The organism is Streptomyces sp. NPDC028331, assembly GCF_055565775.1.
The window spans coordinates 316,590-335,234 of sequence record NZ_JBVHTR010000005.1; the positions used below are offsets into that span (position 1 = coordinate 316,590).

Sequence of the window (18,645 nt, forward strand, 5' to 3'; positions counted from 1 at the left end):
GGAAGATGCTCCCTGGAGTGCGACGGCTGTCGGCTTTGCGCCTCCCTCGGACCTTTCCGGGGAAGACGCACGCGGCCAGGGTAGCCCGGAGCGCGCCGTACGGTCAGGGGCGTCCACGGGACGGGACGGAGAAGGTCCTGGATGACCCGTGCGGGGATTTCCGTGGAACGGATGACGACCACCCATTAGCGGCAGGTCGGCAAGGACCGGTAGTGTTCGGCATTGCCGAACGGCGGTGTACGAACGTCAGCCGACGGTCGACGTGGACGGAGGGCAGGACGGCGATGGCACGGAACATCCAGTCGCTCGAACGGGCGGCCGCGATGCTGCGGCTGCTCGCGGGCGGCGAGCGACGGCTCGGCCTGTCGGACATCGCCTCGTCCCTTGGCCTCGCCAAGGGCACGGCCCACGGCATACTGCGCACGCTCCAGCAGGAGGGGTTCGTCGAGCAGGACACGGCCTCCGGCCGCTACCAGCTCGGGGCCGAGCTGCTGCGTCTCGGCACCACCTACCTGGACGTGCACGAACTGCGGGCGCGCGCCCTGGTGTGGACGGACGACCTGGCCCGCTCCAGCGGGGAGAGCGTCTACCTGGGCGTCCTGCACCAGCAGGGCGTCCTGATCGTGCACCACGTCTTCCGCCCCGACGACAGCCGGCAGGTCCTGGAGATCGGGGCCATGCAGCCGCTGCACTGCACGGCCCTGGGCAAGGTGCTGTCGGCGTACGACCCGGTCGCGCACAGCGAGGCGATGGAGGCCGACCGCAAGGCGTTCACCGACCGGACCGTGTGCGACCCGGACGACTTCGAGCAGGTCCTCGACCTGACCCGGGCACGGGGGTACGCGGCCGACGTCGAGGAGACGTGGACCGGGGTGGCCTCGGTCGCCGCACCCATCCACGACCGGCGGCGGATGCCGGTCGGCGCCGTGGGCATCACCGGCGCCGTGGAGCGCGTGTGCCGGGACGGGGAGCTGCGGCCCGAGCTGATCGCCGCGGTGCGCGACTGCGCCCGCGCGGTGTCGCGGGATCTGGGCGCCGGGCGGTTCTGAACCCGGGGCCGCATCGGGCCTCGCCCCCATCGGTGCCTCGTTGTGCCGAGTGTTCCGAGGGGCCGGTACGGCATTGCCGTACCGGCCCCTGCCCGTGCCCGCCTCCGGGGGCGGTGTCGACGAAACGTGCCTGTTCGCGCGCGTTCCGCACCCGTCGAAAGATCGTGGGTACCTGGCGATCAGTAACGATCCCGCTTCGTGCATCTGGACTCTTGACGGTGCCCCGAACGGGAAGCAAGACTCCCGTCCATCGGTCGGCATTGTCGAACACCTACCGGCAATAAGCGCTAGAGTGTGACAACGCCAAGGGCCGGCAATCGCTCTCACCCCCGAGGGCGCGGACCACCGGAGGGACCCGGGGTTCGCCTTCCCCTGGACGAAGGACAAAGGAGTCGCGGGTGTCCAGCTCCGACATCTTCATCGGCGAGACCATAGGTACCGCCCTGCTCATCCTCCTCGGCGGCGGAGTGTGCGCCGCCGTGACACTGAAGGCCTCCAAGGCCCGTAACGCCGGTTGGCTCGCCATCACGTTCGGGTGGGGTTTCGCCGTTCTGACGGCGGTCTACACCTCCGCACCGCTCTCCGGCGCCCACCTCAACCCGGCTGTGACGCTCGCACTCGCCATCAAGACCGGCGAGTGGAGCAACGTTCCGGTCTACTGGGCAGGACAGCTGCTCGGTGCGATGATCGGTGCGACCCTGGTGTGGGTCGCCTACGCCGGCCAGTTCCAGGCCCACCTCACCGACAAGGAGATCGTGGGCGGACCGGGCGCGCAGGCCACCACCGCCAAGGCGGTCGAAGCCCAGGAAAAGGGCGCCGGCCCCGTGCTCGGCATCTTCTCCACCGGCCCGGAGATCCGGAACACGGTGCAGAACCTCGCCACGGAGATCATCGGCACCATCGTGCTGGTGCTCGCGGTCCTCACGCAGGGCCTCAATGACAAGGGCAACGGTCTGGGCACCCTGGGCGCCCTGATCACCTCCCTGGTCGTGGTCTCGATCGGCCTCTCCCTGGGCGGCCCGACGGGCTACGCGATCAACCCGGCCCGTGACCTCGGTCCGCGTATCGTGCACGCCCTTCTGCCCCTGCCCAACAAGGGCGGCTCCGACTGGCGCTACGCCTGGATCCCGGTCGTCGGCCCGCTGGTCGGCGCGGCGATCGCCGCAGGCATCTACAACGTCGCTTTTGCTTGAGATCGAGTGAGTCCCGCAGGACTCCGCACGTCAGCACCGCGCCGTAAAGACCGCCCCTTTCGACCATGGAACTTCAGGAGCACACCGTGACCGACGCACACACCGCCGGCCCCTTCATCGCCGCCATCGACCAGGGCACGACCTCTTCGCGCTGCATCATCTTCGACCGGGACGGCCGGATCGTCTCCGTCGACCAGAAGGAGCACGAGCAGATCTTCCCGAAGCCGGGCTGGGTCGAGCACAACGCCACCGAGATCTGGACCAACGTCCAGGACGTCGTCGCCGGAGCCGTCGAGAAGGCCGGCATCACCAGAGACGACATCAAGGCCATCGGCATCACCAACCAGCGCGAGACCACCGTGCTGTGGGACAAGAACACCGGTGAGCCCGTCCACAACGCCATCGTCTGGCAGGACACCCGCACCGACGCCCTGTGCAAGGAGCTCGGCCGCAACGTGGGCCAGGACCGCTTCCGCCGCGAGACCGGCCTGCCGCTGGCCTCCTACTTCGCCGGACCCAAGGCCCGCTGGCTGCTCGACAACGTCGAGGGGCTGCGCGAGCGCGCCGAGGCGGGCGACATCCTCTTCGGCACCATGGACACCTGGGTCATCTGGAACCTGACCGGCGGTGTCGACGGAGGCCGCCACGTCACCGACGTGACCAACGCCTCCCGCACCCTGCTGATGAACCTGCACACGATGCAGTGGGACGACAAGATCGCCGAGTCCATCGGCGTCCCGCTCGCGATGCTGCCCGAGATCCGCTCCTCCGCCGAGGTCTACGGCGAGATCACCGGCGGACGCCTCGGCGAGCTGCTCGGCGGCATCCCCGTGGCCTCCGCGCTCGGCGACCAGCAGGCGGCCCTGTTCGGCCAGACCTGCTTCTCCGAGGGCGAGACCAAGTCCACCTACGGCACCGGCACGTTCATGGTGATGAACACCGGTGACAAGATCATCAACTCCTACTCGGGCCTGCTGACCACGGTCGGCTACCAGATCGGTGACGACAAGCCGGTCTACGCCCTGGAGGGTTCCATCGCGGTCACCGGCTCCCTGGTGCAGTGGATGCGCGACCAGATGGGCCTGATCAAGACCGCCGCCGAGATCGAGACCCTCGCGCTCTCGGTCGAGGACAACGGCGGCGCCTACTTCGTGCCGGCCTTCTCCGGTCTGTTCGCCCCGTACTGGCGCTCCGACGCCCGCGGTGTGATCGCCGGCCTGACCCGGTACGTCACCAAGGCGCACCTCGCGCGCGCCGTCCTGGAGGCCACCGCCTGGCAGACGCGGGAGATCGCCGACGCCATGACCAAGGACTCGGGTGTCGAGCTCGCGACCCTCAAGGTCGACGGCGGCATGACCTCCAACAACCTGCTGATGCAGACGCTCTCGGACGTCCTGGACGCACCGGTGGTGCGCCCGATGGTCGCCGAGACCACCTGCCTCGGCGCAGCCTACGCCGCCGGCCTGGCCGTCGGCTTCTGGACCAGCACCGACGACCTGCGCGCCAACTGGCGGCGGGCCGCCGAGTGGACGCCCCACATGGACGCGGAGACCCGCGACCGTGAGTACAAGAACTGGCTCAAGGCCGTCGAGCGGACCATGGGCTGGATCGAGCACGAGGAGTAATTCACGATGACCACCCTGCAGAGTGTTCCGGCTCTGGGGACCCACCCGGCCTACGGCTCCACCCCGAGCCGTGCCGAGACCCGGGAGCAGTTGTCCAGGGCGACCTACGACCTCCTGGTGATCGGCGGCGGGATCCTGGGCATCTCCACGGCCTGGCATGCCGCGCAGTCGGGCCTCAGGGTGGCGCTGGTGGACGCCGGCGACTTCGCCGGCGCCACCTCCTCCGCCTCCTCGAAGCTGCTCCACGGCGGTCTGCGCTACCTGCAGACCGGTGCGGTGAAGCTGGTGGCGGAGAACCACTTCGAGCGCCGTGCGGTCTCCCGTCAGGTGGCCCCCCACCTGGCGAACCCGCTCACGTTCTACCTCCCCGTGTACAAGGGCGGGCCGCACGGCGCGGCGAAGCTCGGGGCCGGCGTGTTCGCCTACTCCGCGCTGTCGGCGTTCGGCGACGGCATAGGTCACCTGCTGTCGCCGGCCAAGGCGGCGCAGGACGTGCCGGAGCTGCGCACCGAGAACCTGAAGGCCGTGGCCGTGTACGGCGACGACCAGATGAACGACGCGCGCATGGCGCTGATGACGGTCCGCGCGGCCGTCGACGCGGGCGCCGTCGTCCTCAACCACGCCGAGGTCACCGGCCTGAGGTTCACCAAGGGACGGGTCACCGGTGCCGAGCTGCGGGACCGGCTCTCCGGTGACGAGTTCGGCGTCGACGCGCGGCTGGTGCTGAACGCGACCGGGCCGTGGGTCGACCACCTGCGCCGTATGGAGGACCCGAACGCGGCGCCGTCCATCCGGCTGTCCAAGGGCGTGCACCTGGTCCTCAAGCGCACCTCCCCCTGGAAGGCGGCGCTGGCGACCCCGATCGACAAGTACCGCATCACCTTCGCCCTCCCCTGGGAGGACATGCTGCTGCTCGGCACGACCGACGAGGAGTACGAGGGCGACCCGGCCGAGGTGTCGGTGAACGAGAAGGACATCGCCCAGATCCTGGACGAGGCCGCCTTCTCGGTCCGCGACCAGCAGCTCCGGCGGGAGCTGATCACCTACTCGTTCGCCGGGCTGCGGGTGCTGCCGGGCGGACCGGGCGACACCGCCAAGGCCAAGCGGGAGACCGTGGTGACCGAGGGCAAGGGCGGCATGCTGTCCGTCGCCGGCGGCAAGTGGACCACGTTCCGGCACATCGGCCGTACGGTCATGCAGAAGCTGGAGTCGCTGCCGGGTCACCCGCTGGGCGACGACTTCGAGCCGATCTCCTCGCTGCCGAAGAAGCTGCCGCTGCCGGGCATCGCCAACCCGCGCGCGGTCGCCCACCGGCTCGTCGTGGACGGCCCGGCGCCCGGCCCGCGCATGGCGCCCGACACGGCCAAGCACCTGGCGACCCACTACGGTTCGCTGGCCTTCGACATCGCGCGGCTGGCCAACGACAACCCGGAGCTGGGCGAGCGCGTCCACCCGGACGCCCCGGAGATCTGGGCGCAGGTCGTCTACGCCCGGGACCACGAGTGGGCGGAGACGGTGGACGACGTACTGCGCCGCCGCACCACCCTGACGATCCGCGGCCTGGCCACGGACGAGGTGCGCGGCAAGGTGCAGGACCTGCTCGACAAGAAGTAGGTCGACGCGCAGGCCCCACGGGGCCCCACACAGCGAGGGGCGGCTTCCCGCACGAAGCCGCCCCTTTCGTGTGCCCGACTCCGGGCTGCGTACGGTGTTCGTACACCCGTCCCACCGGAGTCGCCCCATGACGCAGGAGCTGTCCCCCATCGCCCGCATCCGCCGCACCGGCCTGCCGCCCCATGCCGTGGTCGTGGGCGACCCGGCACGCGCGGCGACCGTCGCGGCACTGCTGGAGGGGGCCGCGGAGATCTCGTACCACCGCGAGTACCGGGTGTTCAGCGGGAGTTGGAAGGGCCTGCCGGTGACGGTGGCCTCGCACGGCGTGGGAGCACCGGGCGCGATCCTGCTGTTCCAGGAGCTGGCGGACGCCGGGATCCACACCGTCCTGCGCCTGGGCACGGCGGGTGCCATGAAGCCGGGGATCGGCGACGGCGACCTGGTGATCGCGGAGGCGGCCGTACGCGACGACGGGGTGACCCAGCAGTTGCTGCCGCCGGAGTACCCGGCGGTGGCCGCGCCCGAGGCGGTCTTCGCCCTCCAGCGGGCGGCCCGTGCGGCCGATGTGCCGCACCACCGGGGAATCGTGTGGACGCGGGCGGCGTTCCAGCCAGGGCTGATCCCGCTCGACGCGTACGACCGGGCGGGGCTGGTGGCGATCGAGATGGAGCTGTCCGCGCTGCTGGTGACCGCCTCGCTGCGGGGGCTGGTCGCGGGCGGGGTGCTCGTGGTGGACGGCGTCAACGCCGACGAACTCGTCGACGAGGCGTCCCCGTTCTCGGCGGGCGCCTACGACCCGCACCGTGAGGTCGTCGCCCGCGGTGTGGAGCGCGGCGCGGTGGTCTCGCTGGAGGCGCTGCGGCTGCTGGCGGAGGGGCCCGCCGGATGAGCGGGCGCGTCGGCCCGCCGGCCGCGGGGTGACCGTCGGGCTCGGCGCGGAGGGGCGGAATCCGTGTCCCCGGCACGCCGTGTGGCCGGTCGAGGCTCGGGGCGTTTCACGAGGTGCCATCGGGAATCCTGGTCCCGTGCAGCGTGTCGGCCCGCATAATGACGCCAAGACATCGGATGTCTGAGCACCTGGGAGGCCCGCCATGGCAGTCACCGACGAGGCGATCGAGAAGATCAAGGAAATGATCGTCTCCGGTGCGCTGCGCCCCGGCGACCGCCTGCCCAAGGAGAGCGAGCTGGCCGCCGAGCTGGGGCTGTCCCGCAACTCCCTGCGCGAGGCCGTGCGGGCGCTGTCGCTGATCCGCATCCTGGACGTGCGGCAGGGCGACGGCACCTACGTCACCAGCCTCGATCCTCAACTGCTTCTGGAGGCGATGAGCTTCGTCGTGGACTTCCACCGCGACGACACCGTGCTGGAGTTCCTCGCGGTGCGCCGCATCCTGGAGCCGGCCGCGACGGCCATGGCGGCCTCCCGCATCAGCGAGCAGCAACTGGACGCGCTGACCGCCCAGTTGGACAAGCTGGGGCCCGTGCCCTCGGTGGAGGAGCTGGTCGCCTCCGATCTGGAGTTCCACCGGGGGATCGTGCAGAGCTCCGGCAACTCGGTGCTCTGCTCCCTGCTGGACGGATTGTCCGGGCCCACCACCCGGGCCCGGATCTGGCGCGGCCTCACCCAGGAGGACGCGGTCGGCCGCACCCTGCGCGAGCACCGCGCGATCCTGGGCGCCCTGCGCGACCGCGACGCCGAGGCGGCCCGCTCCTGGGCGACCGTGCACATCGCGTCCGTCGAGCAGTGGCTGCGCTCGACCCTGTGAGGCATCGAGGTGCGGGCCACCCGTGCGGCGAGTCCGGCCGGTGAGCGATCATGGGTGTTCGAGGGTCCCGGACGGGGCAGTGATCCGTTCACTCCCCCGTTGCAGGGGACTGCGGGCGCCCCCGCCGCACGCCGTAAGGTTGGGGCGTACGTGAGGGCACGTCGGAAGGAGGCGCTGGGTGATCGAGCTCGAGGGGGTTCCCGAGCTGATCGACCCGGTCATGGTGGCCGCGTTCGAGGGCTGGAACGATGCCGGCGACGCCGCCTCCACCGCGGTCGCGCATCTGGACAGGGAATGGAAGGGCGAGGTGTTCGCGGCGCTGGACGCCGAGGACTACTACGACTTCCAGGTGAACCGCCCCACAGTGTTCATGGAGTCCGGGGTCCGCAAGATCACGTGGCCCACGACCCGGCTCTCGGTGGTCCGCGTCGGCGGCGACAAGCCCCGCGACCTGGTGCTGGTGCGCGGTATCGAACCGTCGATGCGCTGGCGCTCGTTCTGCAACGAGCTGCTGGGCTTCGCCCACGAGCTGGGCGTGGAACTGGTGGTGATCCTCGGCGCCCTGCTCGGTGACACCCCGCACACGCGTCCGGTCCCGATCAGCGGGACCACGTCCGACCCGGACCTGGCCCGCCGCATGGACCTGGAGGAGACCAAGTACGAGGGCCCCACGGGCATCGTGGGCGTCCTTCAGGAGGCGTGCACGCACGCGGGCGTGCCGGCCGTGTCGCTGTGGGCGGCGGTCCCGCACTACGTGTCGCAGCCGCCGAACCCCAAGGCCACGCTGGCCCTCCTCAACCGTCTGGAGGACCTCCTCGACCTGCGCATCCCGCTCGGTGAACTGCCGGAGGACGCGCGCGCCTGGCAGCTCGGCGTGGACCAGCTTGCCGCCGAGGACAGCGAGGTCGCCGAGTACGTGCAGACGCTGGAGGAGGCCCGGGACACCGCCGAGCTGCCGGAGGCGTCGGGCGAGGCGATCGCCCGCGAGTTCGAGCGGTATCTGCGGCGCCGGGACGTCAGCCCGCCCGGCGGGCACGCCACGGCGGAGGGCGGCGAGGGCGGCCCGTTCCTGCGGGACAACCCGGGCGGTCGTACGCGTCCGCCGAAGCCGCCGCGGCCGGGCGGCGGCGAGGACGAGGACTCCTCGGAGGAGTGATCGGGGCGGTGTGCGACAGCACACCGCCCCGCTCCGTCCCCGGGTGAACCGGGCTCAGAGAGCCACGCCGAGCAGCGCGTCCACGGCACGCGACACGACGCCGGGCGCACCCGTGTCCGTGCCGCCGCTCTCCTGCTGGAGCGCCACCCAGCGGTCGACCGCGGCGAGCGCGGACGGTGCGTCCAGGTCGTTGGCGAGCGCCTCGCGGATCTCCTCGACGAGTGCGTCGGCGGACGGTCCGTCGGGACGGGAGACGGCGGCGCGCCAGCGGGCGAGTCGGGCCTCGGCGTCCCGGAGCACCTGGTCCGTCCACTCCCAGTCGGACCGGTAGTGGTGGGCGTGCAGCGCGAGCCGGATGGCCGCCGGGTCGACGCCGTCGCGGCGGAGCCGCGAGACGAAGACGAGGTTGCCCTTGGACTTGGACATCTTCTCGCCGTCGAGGGCGACCATGCCGGCGTGGACGTACGCCTTGGCCATGGGGAATTCGCCGGTCAGCACCTGGGCGTGCGAGGCGCCCATCTCGTGGTGCGGGAAGGCGAGGTCGGAGCCGCCGCCCTGCACGTCGAAGCCCATGCCCAGGTGGTCCAGGGCGATGGCCACGCACTCGATGTGCCAGCCGGGTCGGCCGCGGCCCAGCGTGCCGCCGTCCCAGCTCGGCTCGCCGGCGCGGGCGGCCATCCACAGCATCGGGTCGAGCGGGTTCTTCTTCCCGGGACGGTCGGGGTCGCCGCCGCGCTCCGCGGAGAGCAGGCGCATGGCGGCGGCGTCCAGGCGGGACACCTTGCCGAAGTCGGGGTCGGACTCGACGGAGAAGTAGATGTCCCCTTCGAGTTCGTACGCGGCGCCGAGGTCCCGGAGGCGTTCGACCAGCGGGACGATGCCGGGTATGGCCTCCACGGCGCCGATGTAGTGGCGCGGCGGCAGCATCCTCAGGGCGGTCATGTCCTCGCGGAACAGGGCCGTCTCCCGTTCGGCGAGGGCCACCCAGTCGACGTCGTCGCGCTGGGCGCGCTCGAGGAGGGGGTCGTCGACGTCGGTGACGTTCTGGACGTAGTGGACCTGGCGCTTGGTGTCGAGCCACACGCGCTGAACGAGGTCGAACGCGTTGTAGGTCGCCGCGTGACCCATGTGGGTCGCGTCGTACGGGGTGATGCCGCAGACGTAGATACGGGCGACGGGACCGGGGTCGAGAGTGACGAGGCCACCGGTCGCGGTGTCGTGGATCCTCAGGTCGCGGCCCTGACCAGGCAGGGCGGGGACCTCGGAAGCGGGCCAGGCATGCATGTCATGAGCGTAACCGGCCGGAAGTTCTGTCCACGAACCGGATCGGACGGGAGGGGCGGCGAATGACCGGGAAGGCGCTCTTGCGGGAGCCCGGCGGGTGTGCCTGCCCGCCCGGCCCGGCTGCGGGCCGGGCTGCGCGGCCCGTCCTCGCGCAGTCCGGACCCGCGACGTCCGTCACACCGGCGGCCAGGGAATCGCCGGCCACTCCCCGCTGGGTTCCGGGTGCCGTCCCGACTTCAGCAGCGCCTCCACCCGCGCGCGCGTCGCCCGGAGCTCCGCAGGGCTGATCAGGGAGGCGAGGCGCGTGGCCAGGGCCGCGCCCTCGCCCAGGGCGTCCTGCAACCCCTTGAGCACCTCCACCGCCTCCCCCGTCAGCGGCTCCCCCGCCCATCCCCACAGCAGCGTCCGCAGCTTGTTCTCGACGTTGAACGTGACCCCGTGGTCGATCCCGTACAACCGCCCCCCGGCCGCCGGCAGCAGGTGGCCCCCCTTGCGGTCCGCGTTGTTGATGACCGCGTCGAGGACGGCGAGCCGCCGCAGCCGCTCGTCGTCGGCGTGCACGAGCAGCGCCGTCCTGTCCTCGCCGACGTCGGCGAGGCCGATCGCCTTCCAGCCGGGCCCGGGCTCCTCCCCCTCCACCAGGGCGAGCAGTTCCCCGTCGGGCACGGGTTCCACCCACAGCTGGCACATTCCCTCGCCGTAGGGCCCGTCACGCAGCACGGTGGGCGGCACGAGCCCCCATCCGGTCGCCTCGGAGACCTCGTACGCCGCCACCTCGCGCTGGGCCAGCGTCCCGTCCGGGAAGTCCCACAGAGGCCGCTCCCCGGCCACGGGTTTGTAGACGCAGGTGGCTTCCTGTCCGTCGTGGGAGACCGTGCAGTACAGCGCCGCGTTGGACGCCTCGCGGATGCGGCCGCGCACGGTCAGCTCGCCCTCGGCGAGCAGCTCGGCGGTGGTCACGCTCCGCGGCGGTATCCGTTCTGGCGCGGACATACGTGTCCTTCCGGGTCGAGCGGGAGGCTGCACAGCGGGCACGGCGGCCGCCCGGCGTTGACGACGTCGAGGGCGCGCTTGGCGAAGGCTCTGGCCTGCGCGCCGGTGAGCCGGACCCGGAGCATCGGCGGACCGTTCTCCTCGTCCTGCAGCAGCCGCTCCTCGGCCTCGGCGAGGTCCTCCTCGGAGTCGGCGTCCAGTTCGACGAGGGCCTGGGCCTCGACGATCATGCGCTGTTCCTCGGCGTCCCAGGCGAGCGCCATGGTGCCGACGCGGAACTCCTCCTCGATGGGGGTCTCCAGGGGAGCCGTGTCGGTGATCTCCGCCGGCGCCACGGCGGGCACGGCGGCGCTGCCGCCGCTGCGCCGCACGACCTCGTCGAGCAGTTCGTCCATGCGCTCGGCGAGCGCGGCGACCTGGGTCTTCTCCAGGGCCACGCTGGTCACCCGGGGTCCGGCCGAGGCCTGCAGGAAGAAGGTACGGCGCCCGGGCAGCCCGACCGTACCGGCCACGAAGCGGTCCGGGGGGTCGTAGAGGAACACCTGACGGGACACGTCCTGTCTCCATTGGATCGGGGTCGGGACCGGCCGACGTCGCCGGTCCGGTCGGGTTGCTGACAACTACGCTGAACAACTACTGCGCTCGTTCGACCGCTTCACCCTACTGCGCGCGACGATCACGGTGCGCCCGCACCGCCCCCGACCGGGGCGTCCGGATCCGAGGGTTCCGCACGCGGCACGAGGGAGGAGAAATCGCCGGTGTCTCCGAGACGAACGAGAAATGGCCGCAGCCGGGTGTAACGGATCGCGGTGATGGAACACGGTTCCACGGAGATCCGCTGGAAGAGGTCGAGATGAAGTCCGAGGGCATCCGCGACGAGGGACTTGATGATGTCGCCGTGCGAGCACATGAGGTAGACGGCGTCGGGGCCGTGGTCGCGCTCCACGCGCGCGTTCCACTCCCGTACGGCCTCCGCGGCACGGGTCGCCATCGCCCGTATCGACTCGCCGCCGGGGAAGGCGGCGGCCGACGGGTGCGCCTGGACGACCTCCATCAGCGGCTCGTCCTTCAGCTCGGCGAGCTTGCGGCCGGACCAGTCGCCGTAGTGACACTCGCCGATCCGGTCGTCGGTGTGGGCACGCAGTCCTGGACGGGCGTCGAGGAGCGGCTGGACGGTCTCCTGGCAGCGCTGCAGGGGGCTGGTGACGACTTCGGTGATCGGCAGCTCGGCGAGCCGCCCGGGCAGAGCCGCGGCCTGGGCGGCGCCGCGCTCGTCGAGGGCGACGCCGGGTGTCCAGCCGGCGAGCAGTCCCGCGGTGTTGGCGGTGGAGCGTCCGTGCCGGACGAGGAGCAACGTGGGCATGACGACCAGCCTAAGGGGATGCCGCGCGGCCGGGCCCTGGAGAGGTTTCCGCGCCCGCCGCGTGAGCCGTGGGCGCGCGGGGGTGCGAGGGCCTTGCGGGAGGCCCGGTGCGCCCGGGCGTGCAGGAGAGGAGAGTGTGTCGCGTGATCGTGGACTGCGCCGTCTACCGCGACGGACGCCGCACCGAGGGGCCCGGGGACCTCTCCACCGCGCTGGACCAGGCGCGGGCCTCGTCGGACGCGTTCTTGTGGATCGGCCTGAACGAGCCGACCGAGGACGAGTTCGAGCTGGTCACCAAGGAGTTCGGGCTGCATCCGCTGGCGGTGGAGGACGCCCTGAAGGCCCACCAGCGGCCCAAGCTGGAGGTCTACGAGGACTCGCTGTTCATGGTGCTCAAGCCGGTGTCGTACGAGCCGGACAGCGACACCGTCTCCACCGGCGAGCTGATGGTGTTCCTCGGCGACTCGTTCGTGGTCACCGTGCGCCATGGCGCGGACATGCCGCTCGGCGACATCCGCCGGCGTCTGGAGCGGCAGCCGGAGATGCTGCGGCACGGGCCCACGGGGGTGCTGTACTCGATCACGGACTCGATCGTCGACCACTACCTGGAGGTGGCGACGGAGCTGGGCACCGATCTGGAGGAGCTGGAGGCGGAGGTCTTCTCACCGTCCGTGGGGGGCTCGCGGCACACGGCGTCGCGGATCTACGCGTTCAAGCGGCAGGTCCTGGAGTTCCGGCGGGCGACGGTGCCGCTGGCGCCGCCGACGGCCCGGCTGGCGGGACAGGGCGCGTACGGTGCGACGGTGCCGTTCGTGCAGGAGAAGTCGCGGCCCTTCTTCCGGGACGTCCACGACCATCTGACCCGGGTGAACGAGTCGGTGGAGGGCCTGGACCGGCTGGTGTCGGACATCCTGTCGGCGCACCTGGCGCAGATGAGCGTGCGGCAGAACGACGACATGCGGAAGATCTCGGCGTGGGCGGCGATGGCCGCCGTCCCGACGATGATCGCGGGGATCTACGGCATGAACTTCGACCACATGCCGGAGCTGCACTGGGTGTGGTCCTACCCGGCGGTGATCTTGATCATGGTGGCGCTCGAGGTGCTGCTGTACCGGCTGTTCAAACGGCGGGGCTGGTTGTAGCGGGGGTGCCGAGCGCGTTGCGCCGCTCGGGCGTCCGCAGGGTCACCATGCGCCGCCGGCCGACGAGCCGCTCGTAGACGTAGACGAGGTGGATCGAGGTCGCGAGCAGCGCCGACCTCGCCCGGGACCAGCCGAGGATGCGTGCCATGTGGGTCATGACCGCCAGGCTGACGTCCCGGTGGACGCGGATCTCGGCCAGCGCGCACACGCGCAGGGTGCGCCGGATGAACCGGCCGTGCCCGGCGGCGGTGAAGCGCAGCAGTTCCTCGTGGGTGTACGCGAGGTGGTTGTCCTCGTCGTCGGAGATCATCCGCACGGCCCGGCCGACGTCGGGGTGGTCCCCGAAGTGCCTGCGCAGCATCAGCATCTGTTCGGCGGCGCGCTGTTCGGTGACCCGGCTGTGCGCCAGGTAGACGATGATGTCGCGCACGGTGAGCGGCTCGTCCGCGGTGAGCTTCGCATGCGCGAGGCCGATGCCCCGGCGCTCCAGGAGCATCGTGTAGTCGGTCTCCGGGGGCACCGGTACGGGTTCCAGGCCGCGCTTTTTGAGCAGGGCGTGGAAGATGCGCCCGTGTTTGTCCTCGTCGGCGCCGTGGCGGGAGATCTTGGGGGCGAGGGCTCGTTCGCTCTGCGGCACCAGTCGGGCGATGCGCCCGTTCTCCCAGCCGCCCTGCGCCTCCCCGCTGGCCGCGATGGAGCAGAACAGGCGGAACGACTCGTCGTGGTCGAGGATCTCCTGGAACAGGCTCCTGGCCGACAGCATGGGCGCACCTCTCTGCAGGACTCCGCGAAGATCGAGTCACACCGAGTCAAACGGGGCCCCGGAGGTGCTGCAACAGCTGTGCGGGGCGGCTCGGCCGAAAGGGGGAGGGGCGTACCGGGAGGGGGCCGTAACCGTGCGGGCGGCCGAGCGTTGTTCCCGGTGTCGGCCGTGGCGGGGAAGACCCCCCGAGCCCCCACCACGGCCGCAGAGCCTCTTCGCCCGTTACGCCAGCCCGGCCCGCTCCAGGGCCTCGGTTCCGGCCCGGAGCGAGGCGATCCGCTCGTCCAGGGTGAAGCCCGCGGGCGCGAGGGTGAGCGTGGTGACGCCGGCCGCGGCATAGGCCTTCATGCGGTCGGCGATGCGGTCGACGGAGCCCAGCAGGGTGGTCCGGTCGATCAGCTCGTGCGGGACCGCGGCCGCGGCGCCCTGCTTGTCGCCGGACAGGTACTTCTCCTGGATCTCGGCGGCGGCCTGCTCATAGCCCATGCGCCGGGCGAGCTGGTTGTAGAAGTTCTGCTTGGGGCTGCCCATGCCGCCGACGTACAGGGCGGTGTAGGGGCGGAAGGTGTCGGCGAGCGCGGTCACGTCCTTGTCGTCGCCGACGGCGATCGGCAGCGTGGGGCAGACGTCGAAGCCGTCGAGGGTCTTGCCCGCCTTTTCCCGCCCGGCACGCAGATGGCGGATCGCGGTGTCCTCGAGGTGGTCGGCGGAGGGGAAGATGAGCAGGGCGCCGTCGGCGATCTCGCCGGTCTGCTCCAGGTTCTTCGGCCCGATGGCGGCGATGTAGAGCGGGATGTGCTCGCGCTGCGGGTGCACGGTCAGCTTGATCGGCTTGCCGGGGCCGCCGGGCAGCGGCAGCGTCCAGTGCTCGCCCTCGTAGGTCAGCCGCTCACGGGTCATCGCCTTGCGTACGATCTCCACGTACTCGCGGGTGCGGGACAGCGGCTTGTCGAACTTGACGCCGTACCAGCCCTCGGAGACCTGCGGCCCCGACACGCCGAGGCCGAGACGGAAACGGCCGCCGGACAGGGAGTCGAGGGTGGCGGCCGTCATCGCGGTCATGGCGGGCTGACGGGCCGGGATCTGGAAGATGGCGGAGCCGACGTCGATGCGTTCGGTCTTCGCGGCGACCCAGGACAGCACGGTGGCCGCGTCCGAGCCGTACGCCTCGGCGGCCCAGCACACCGCGTATCCGAGCCGGTCGGCCTCCTGGGCCACGGCGAGGTTGTCCGCGTCCATTCCGGCACCCCAGTAGCCGAGGTTGATCCCGAGCTGCATGGCCCATTCCCCTTACCGATCAGTAACGTCCCTTGGTGCCCGACCTTAGCGCGGGGGCGGGTCCCCCGGAAATCCCCTCACGGACGGGGGGAACGCGTTGTCCACAGGCCCCCCACGAGGCAAGTTCAGGCCGTAATCTCGGCGTTCATGGAGCAGAGGCATCTCGGCCGTACCGGCCTTCGTGTGTCGCGGATCGGACTCGGCACCCTGACGTGGGGCCGCGACACGGACGAACACGACGCCGCGGACCAGTTGAAGGTGTTCTGGGAGGCGGGCGGGACGCTCGTCGACACGGCGGACGTGTACGGCGACGGGGAGGCCGAGTATCTGCTCGGACGGCTCATGGACGGGCTCGTGCCCCGCCGTGACCTGGTCATCTCGACGAAGGCGGGCAGCGTTCCCGACCCGGACCGCCGCTTCGACTGCTCCCGCGGTCATCTGCTCACCGCGCTGGACGCATCGCTCGCCCGCCTGGGCACGGACCACGTCGACGTCTGGCACGTCCACGCCTTCGACCCGTACACCCCGCTGGAGGAGACCCTGCAGGCGCTCGACCTGGCGGTCGGCAGCGGCCGGGCACGGTATGCGGGGGTGTCCAACTTCTGCGGCTGGCAACTGGCGAAGGCGGCGACGTGGCAGCTCGCGGCGCCGGGCACGAGAACCCGGATCGCCAGCACACAGATGGAGTACTCGCTGCTCCAGCGCGGAGTGGAGCGGGAGGTGCTGCCGGCGGCGCTGGACCTCGGGGTCGGACTGCTGCCGTCGTCCCCGCTGGGCCGGGGTGTGCTGACCGGCAAGTACCGGCAGTCGACGCCGCCCGACTCGCGCGGGGCGTCGGAGCACATGGCGCCGTTCGTCGCGCCCTACCTGGACGACACGGCGAGCAGCATCGTCGACGCGGTGCAGACGGCCGCCGACGGGCTCGCCGCGACACCGCTGCAGGTGGCGCTGGCGTGGGTGCGGGACCGGCCGGGCGTGGTCGCGCCGATCGTCGGGGCGCGGAACGCGCAGCAGCTCACCGCGGCGTTGTCAGTGGAGGCACTTAGTCTTCCGGACGAGATCTGCCGGGCGCTGGACGACGTGTCGGCCCCGGTGCACCGCTATCCCGATCACGACTGGAGCACGCTGTGAGCACGGACCCGGAGACCACGGAGACGGCCTTTCGGGCGGAGGACGGGGCCGGGACCGCCGGGGGCGGCGGCTCGGGAAGCGACGGCGCCGCGGACCCGGGGCCCGCTGAGGGCTCCGGGGCCGGCACGCCGACGGCCGGCGGCCCGGACCCGGGGGACGACGCCCCCGGCACCCCGCAGGACGCCGAGGGCGGCGAGGGCGCCGCGCCCGCGATGTCCGAGGCGGAGGCCGAGCTGGCCGCTCAGCGGGTGGAGCGCGAGCGGATCGAGCAGCGGAAGGCCGCGAAGCAGGGTCCCATCGCGGCCGGTGGGAAGCTCAGCGGGAAGGCCGCCGACCTGCTCGCCGCCGTGCGGGCCGTGGAGAGCGGTGAGAAGCCGGCGCCGAGCGCCCTCAGCGGGCCCGCGCCGGAGCCGCGCCGCGCCGCCGCGCCGGAGCCGGTGCGGCGCCCCCAGCCCGAGCCGGCCACGGCGGCGCCCACCTCCGTCGAGACCGTGGCGGCCGTGCGTGCCGTCCTGGCCGAGGGCGGCGCCCCCGACGCCCTCGCCCCGCAGGTCGCCGCGACGCTCGGCGAGGGGGCGGCGGCGCGGCTGCGCTCCGATCCCTGGCGGCTGCTGCACGTCCCCGGTGTGCGGCCCGAGCAGGCCGACACCTTCGCCCGCGCCCTGCTCGGCCCCGAGTGCCGCCCGGACGACGAGCGCCGGGCCAGGGCGATGACGGTCTGGCTGCTCGAGCAGGCGGCCCTGGCCGGGCACACGGCCCTGGAGGTGCCCGCCCTCGAGGCGGCGCTCGGCCGGGGCCAGGTGCCGGACCCCGAGGCGGCCGTGCGCGCCACCCTCGCGGAGGGCGAGGCCCTGGTCTTCCAGGACGCCCTGGAGCCGGTCCCACCGGGCGGCGACGAGGAGCAGGAACGCCCGGTGCGCGTCCTGATCGGCCTGGAGCGGTACGCGCTCGCGGAGGAGAGCCTCGCCGACGGGCTGGCCCGGCTGGTCGACTCCGTGCCGAAGGAGGACGGCACGGCCGAGGACTGGCAGCGCGCGGCCCGGTCGGCGGCGGGTTCGGCGGCGGAACTGATCCGTGCGGTCGCGGGCCACGCTCTGGTGCTGCACACCGGGTCGGAGGCGTCCGGGATCGAACCGGCCACGCTGCTGTGTGAGGCACGCCGGCTCGGGCTGCGCGCCTGGGCCGCCACGCACAGCCCGGCCGGCCGCGACCGGTTCGCCGCGCTGCTCGGCGGGCTCGGCCTGCCCGACGCCGAGCGGGCGCAGCCGCCGCTCGCCACCGTGGCGGGTCTCCTGTCCGGGGCGGAGGGCCCCGGCCGGGACGCGGAGGGCGCGCTGGACCTCGACCTGCTCGTCGTGCTGGACGCACCCCAGCTCGACGTCGAGACGGCGGCCCTGCTCGTCGAGTCGCTGCCCGACGGGGCCCGGCTGGTGCTGAGCGGTGACCCGGGCGTGCTGTGGTCGGCCGGGCCCGGGCGCGTGTTCGCGGACCTGCTCGCGGCCCGGGTCTGCCCGCAGATCGCCTCGCGGACCCCCGACCCCGGCCCGCTCGGCGAACTGGTCTCCGCGATCGGCGTCGGGGAGCTGCCGCAGGTCGACGCACCCGGCAAGGAGGTCGTGATCGTGCCGGTGCGGGACGCCGGGGAGGCCGTGCACCGGACCGTGCAGCTCGTGGTGGACTCGGTGCCGCGGGCGATCGGGGTTCCGCCGGAGGACACGCAGGTGATCACGCCGGGCCATGGCGGCGCGGCGGGCACCCGTGCGCTGAACACGGCGCTGAAGGAGCGGCTCAACCCGGGCCCGGGCCGTTTCGGCGGCTTCGACGCGGGCGACCGGATCGCCTACTCGCCGGTGCCGGGGCGTACGCTGCCGGGCCGTGTCGTGAAGGGCGACGCCGAGGGGCTGCACCTGGAGTGCGCGGGCGTCCCCGTGGTCGTGCCGAGGGAGCGGGTGGAGCAGACCGTACGGCACGGCTGGGCGCTCACCGCGCACCAGGCGGTGGGGCAGCGGTGGCCGGCGGTGGTCGTGGTACTGCCGGGTGACGCCGCCCAGAGCCTCACCCGGCCGTGGATCTACACGGCCTTCGGCCGAGCGGTCCGCCATCTGTCGGTGGTGCACGGCGTGGACCAGGCCCTGCCGCGGGCCGTGGCGGAGATCCAGGCCAAGCCTCGCACGACCCGCCTGCTCGCGCTGCTGAGACCCCAGGTGCCGGCGTCGGGCTGAGAGGGCCAACCCCTCACCGCGGCAGGGGCCGGCGGTGGCGTGCGGCCCCTGGTCGCACGGCACCGCCGG

16 protein-coding genes are annotated in these 18,645 nt (G+C 72.2%); 10 read left to right on the forward strand and 6 right to left on the reverse strand.

From position 1 onward, the window contains the following. Positions 1 to 284: 284 nt before the first annotated feature. From ACZ4SW_RS09440 to ACZ4SW_RS09470, 7 genes are all read left to right on the forward strand, one after another. Positions 285 to 1,049 carry an IclR family transcriptional regulator gene (locus ACZ4SW_RS09440; protein WP_468240066.1) on the forward strand — a complete coding sequence of 255 codons (765 nt, stop codon included), beginning with the start codon at positions 285 to 287 and terminating at the stop codon, positions 1,047 to 1,049. Positions 1,050 to 1,447: 398 nt separating this feature from the next. Then, a complete protein-coding gene (locus tag ACZ4SW_RS09445) occupies positions 1,448 to 2,242 on the forward strand; it encodes an MIP/aquaporin family protein (protein WP_468240068.1) in 795 nt (264 codons plus the stop codon). Between the two features lie 86 nt (positions 2,243 to 2,328). Further along, positions 2,329 to 3,867, forward strand: coding sequence for a glycerol kinase GlpK (glpK, locus tag ACZ4SW_RS09450; protein WP_468240071.1), 1,539 nt, complete (start codon positions 2,329 to 2,331; stop codon positions 3,865 to 3,867). 6 nt (positions 3,868 to 3,873) lie between these two features. Next, entirely contained in the window at positions 3,874 to 5,481 is a 1,608-nt protein-coding gene (locus ACZ4SW_RS09455; protein WP_468240074.1) for a glycerol-3-phosphate dehydrogenase/oxidase, read from the forward strand. Positions 5,482 to 5,608: 127 nt separating this feature from the next. Continuing rightward, a complete protein-coding gene (locus tag ACZ4SW_RS09460; RefSeq protein ID WP_468240077.1) occupies positions 5,609 to 6,370 on the forward strand; it encodes a nucleoside phosphorylase in 762 nt (253 codons plus the stop codon). Positions 6,371 to 6,572: 202 nt separating this feature from the next. Further along, positions 6,573 to 7,244, forward strand: coding sequence for a FadR/GntR family transcriptional regulator (locus tag ACZ4SW_RS09465; protein WP_468240080.1), 672 nt, complete (start codon positions 6,573 to 6,575; stop codon positions 7,242 to 7,244). Positions 7,245 to 7,422: 178 nt separating this feature from the next. Continuing rightward, positions 7,423 to 8,400 carry a PAC2 family protein gene (locus tag ACZ4SW_RS09470; protein ID WP_468240082.1) on the forward strand — a complete coding sequence of 326 codons (978 nt, stop codon included), beginning with the start codon at positions 7,423 to 7,425 and terminating at the stop codon, positions 8,398 to 8,400. 54 nt (positions 8,401 to 8,454) lie between these two features. On the opposite strand, the gene mshC is transcribed toward ACZ4SW_RS09470, so the two are convergent. From mshC to ACZ4SW_RS09490, 4 genes are all read right to left on the reverse strand, one after another. Further along, positions 8,455 to 9,684: a cysteine--1-D-myo-inosityl 2-amino-2-deoxy-alpha-D-glucopyranoside ligase gene (gene mshC, locus ACZ4SW_RS09475; protein ID WP_468240085.1), complete on the reverse strand. Its 1,230-nt coding sequence runs from the start codon at positions 9,682 to 9,684 to the stop codon at positions 8,455 to 8,457. A 174-nt stretch (positions 9,685 to 9,858) separates the two neighbouring features. After that, entirely contained in the window at positions 9,859 to 10,677 is an 819-nt protein-coding gene (locus tag ACZ4SW_RS09480) for an SCO1664 family protein (RefSeq protein ID WP_468240087.1), read from the reverse strand. After that, positions 10,641 to 11,231 (reverse strand): DUF3090 domain-containing protein, encoded by a 591-nt coding sequence (locus ACZ4SW_RS09485; RefSeq protein ID WP_388571003.1) that lies wholly within the window; start codon positions 11,229 to 11,231, stop codon positions 10,641 to 10,643. Before ACZ4SW_RS09485 ends, ACZ4SW_RS09480 begins: the two co-directional genes overlap by 37 nt. 122 nt (positions 11,232 to 11,353) lie before the next feature. Beyond that, complete coding sequence (locus tag ACZ4SW_RS09490; RefSeq protein WP_468240090.1) at positions 11,354 to 12,040, reverse strand: histidine phosphatase family protein; 687 nt, start codon at positions 12,038 to 12,040, stop codon at positions 11,354 to 11,356. A gap of 143 nt (positions 12,041 to 12,183) precedes the next feature. Here ACZ4SW_RS09490 and corA point away from each other — a divergent pair, with 143 nt between their 5' ends. Then, on the forward strand, positions 12,184 to 13,182 hold the full coding sequence (gene corA / locus ACZ4SW_RS09495; protein ID WP_468240093.1) for a magnesium/cobalt transporter CorA: 999 nt from the start codon (positions 12,184 to 12,186) through the stop codon (positions 13,180 to 13,182). On the opposite strand, the gene ACZ4SW_RS09500 is transcribed toward corA, so the two are convergent. Together ACZ4SW_RS09500 and ACZ4SW_RS09505 are read right to left on the reverse strand one after the other, a co-directional pair. Continuing rightward, positions 13,160 to 13,945: a ferritin-like domain-containing protein gene (locus ACZ4SW_RS09500; RefSeq protein ID WP_468240096.1), complete on the reverse strand. Its 786-nt coding sequence runs from the start codon at positions 13,943 to 13,945 to the stop codon at positions 13,160 to 13,162. The genes corA and ACZ4SW_RS09500 overlap by 23 nt on opposite strands. A 222-nt stretch (positions 13,946 to 14,167) precedes the next feature. Further along, a complete protein-coding gene (locus tag ACZ4SW_RS09505) occupies positions 14,168 to 15,223 on the reverse strand; it encodes an LLM class F420-dependent oxidoreductase (protein ID WP_468240099.1) in 1,056 nt (351 codons plus the stop codon). A 147-nt stretch (positions 15,224 to 15,370) separates the two neighbouring features. Here ACZ4SW_RS09505 and ACZ4SW_RS09510 point away from each other — a divergent pair, with 147 nt between their 5' ends. Together ACZ4SW_RS09510 and ACZ4SW_RS09515 are read left to right on the forward strand one after the other, a co-directional pair. Beyond that, on the forward strand, positions 15,371 to 16,354 hold the full coding sequence (locus tag ACZ4SW_RS09510; RefSeq protein WP_468240102.1) for an aldo/keto reductase: 984 nt from the start codon (positions 15,371 to 15,373) through the stop codon (positions 16,352 to 16,354). Then, positions 16,351 to 18,576, forward strand: coding sequence for a helix-hairpin-helix domain-containing protein (locus ACZ4SW_RS09515; protein WP_468240105.1), 2,226 nt, complete (start codon positions 16,351 to 16,353; stop codon positions 18,574 to 18,576). Before ACZ4SW_RS09510 ends, ACZ4SW_RS09515 begins: the two co-directional genes overlap by 4 nt. The last annotated feature ends 69 nt before the right edge of the window (positions 18,577 to 18,645 follow it).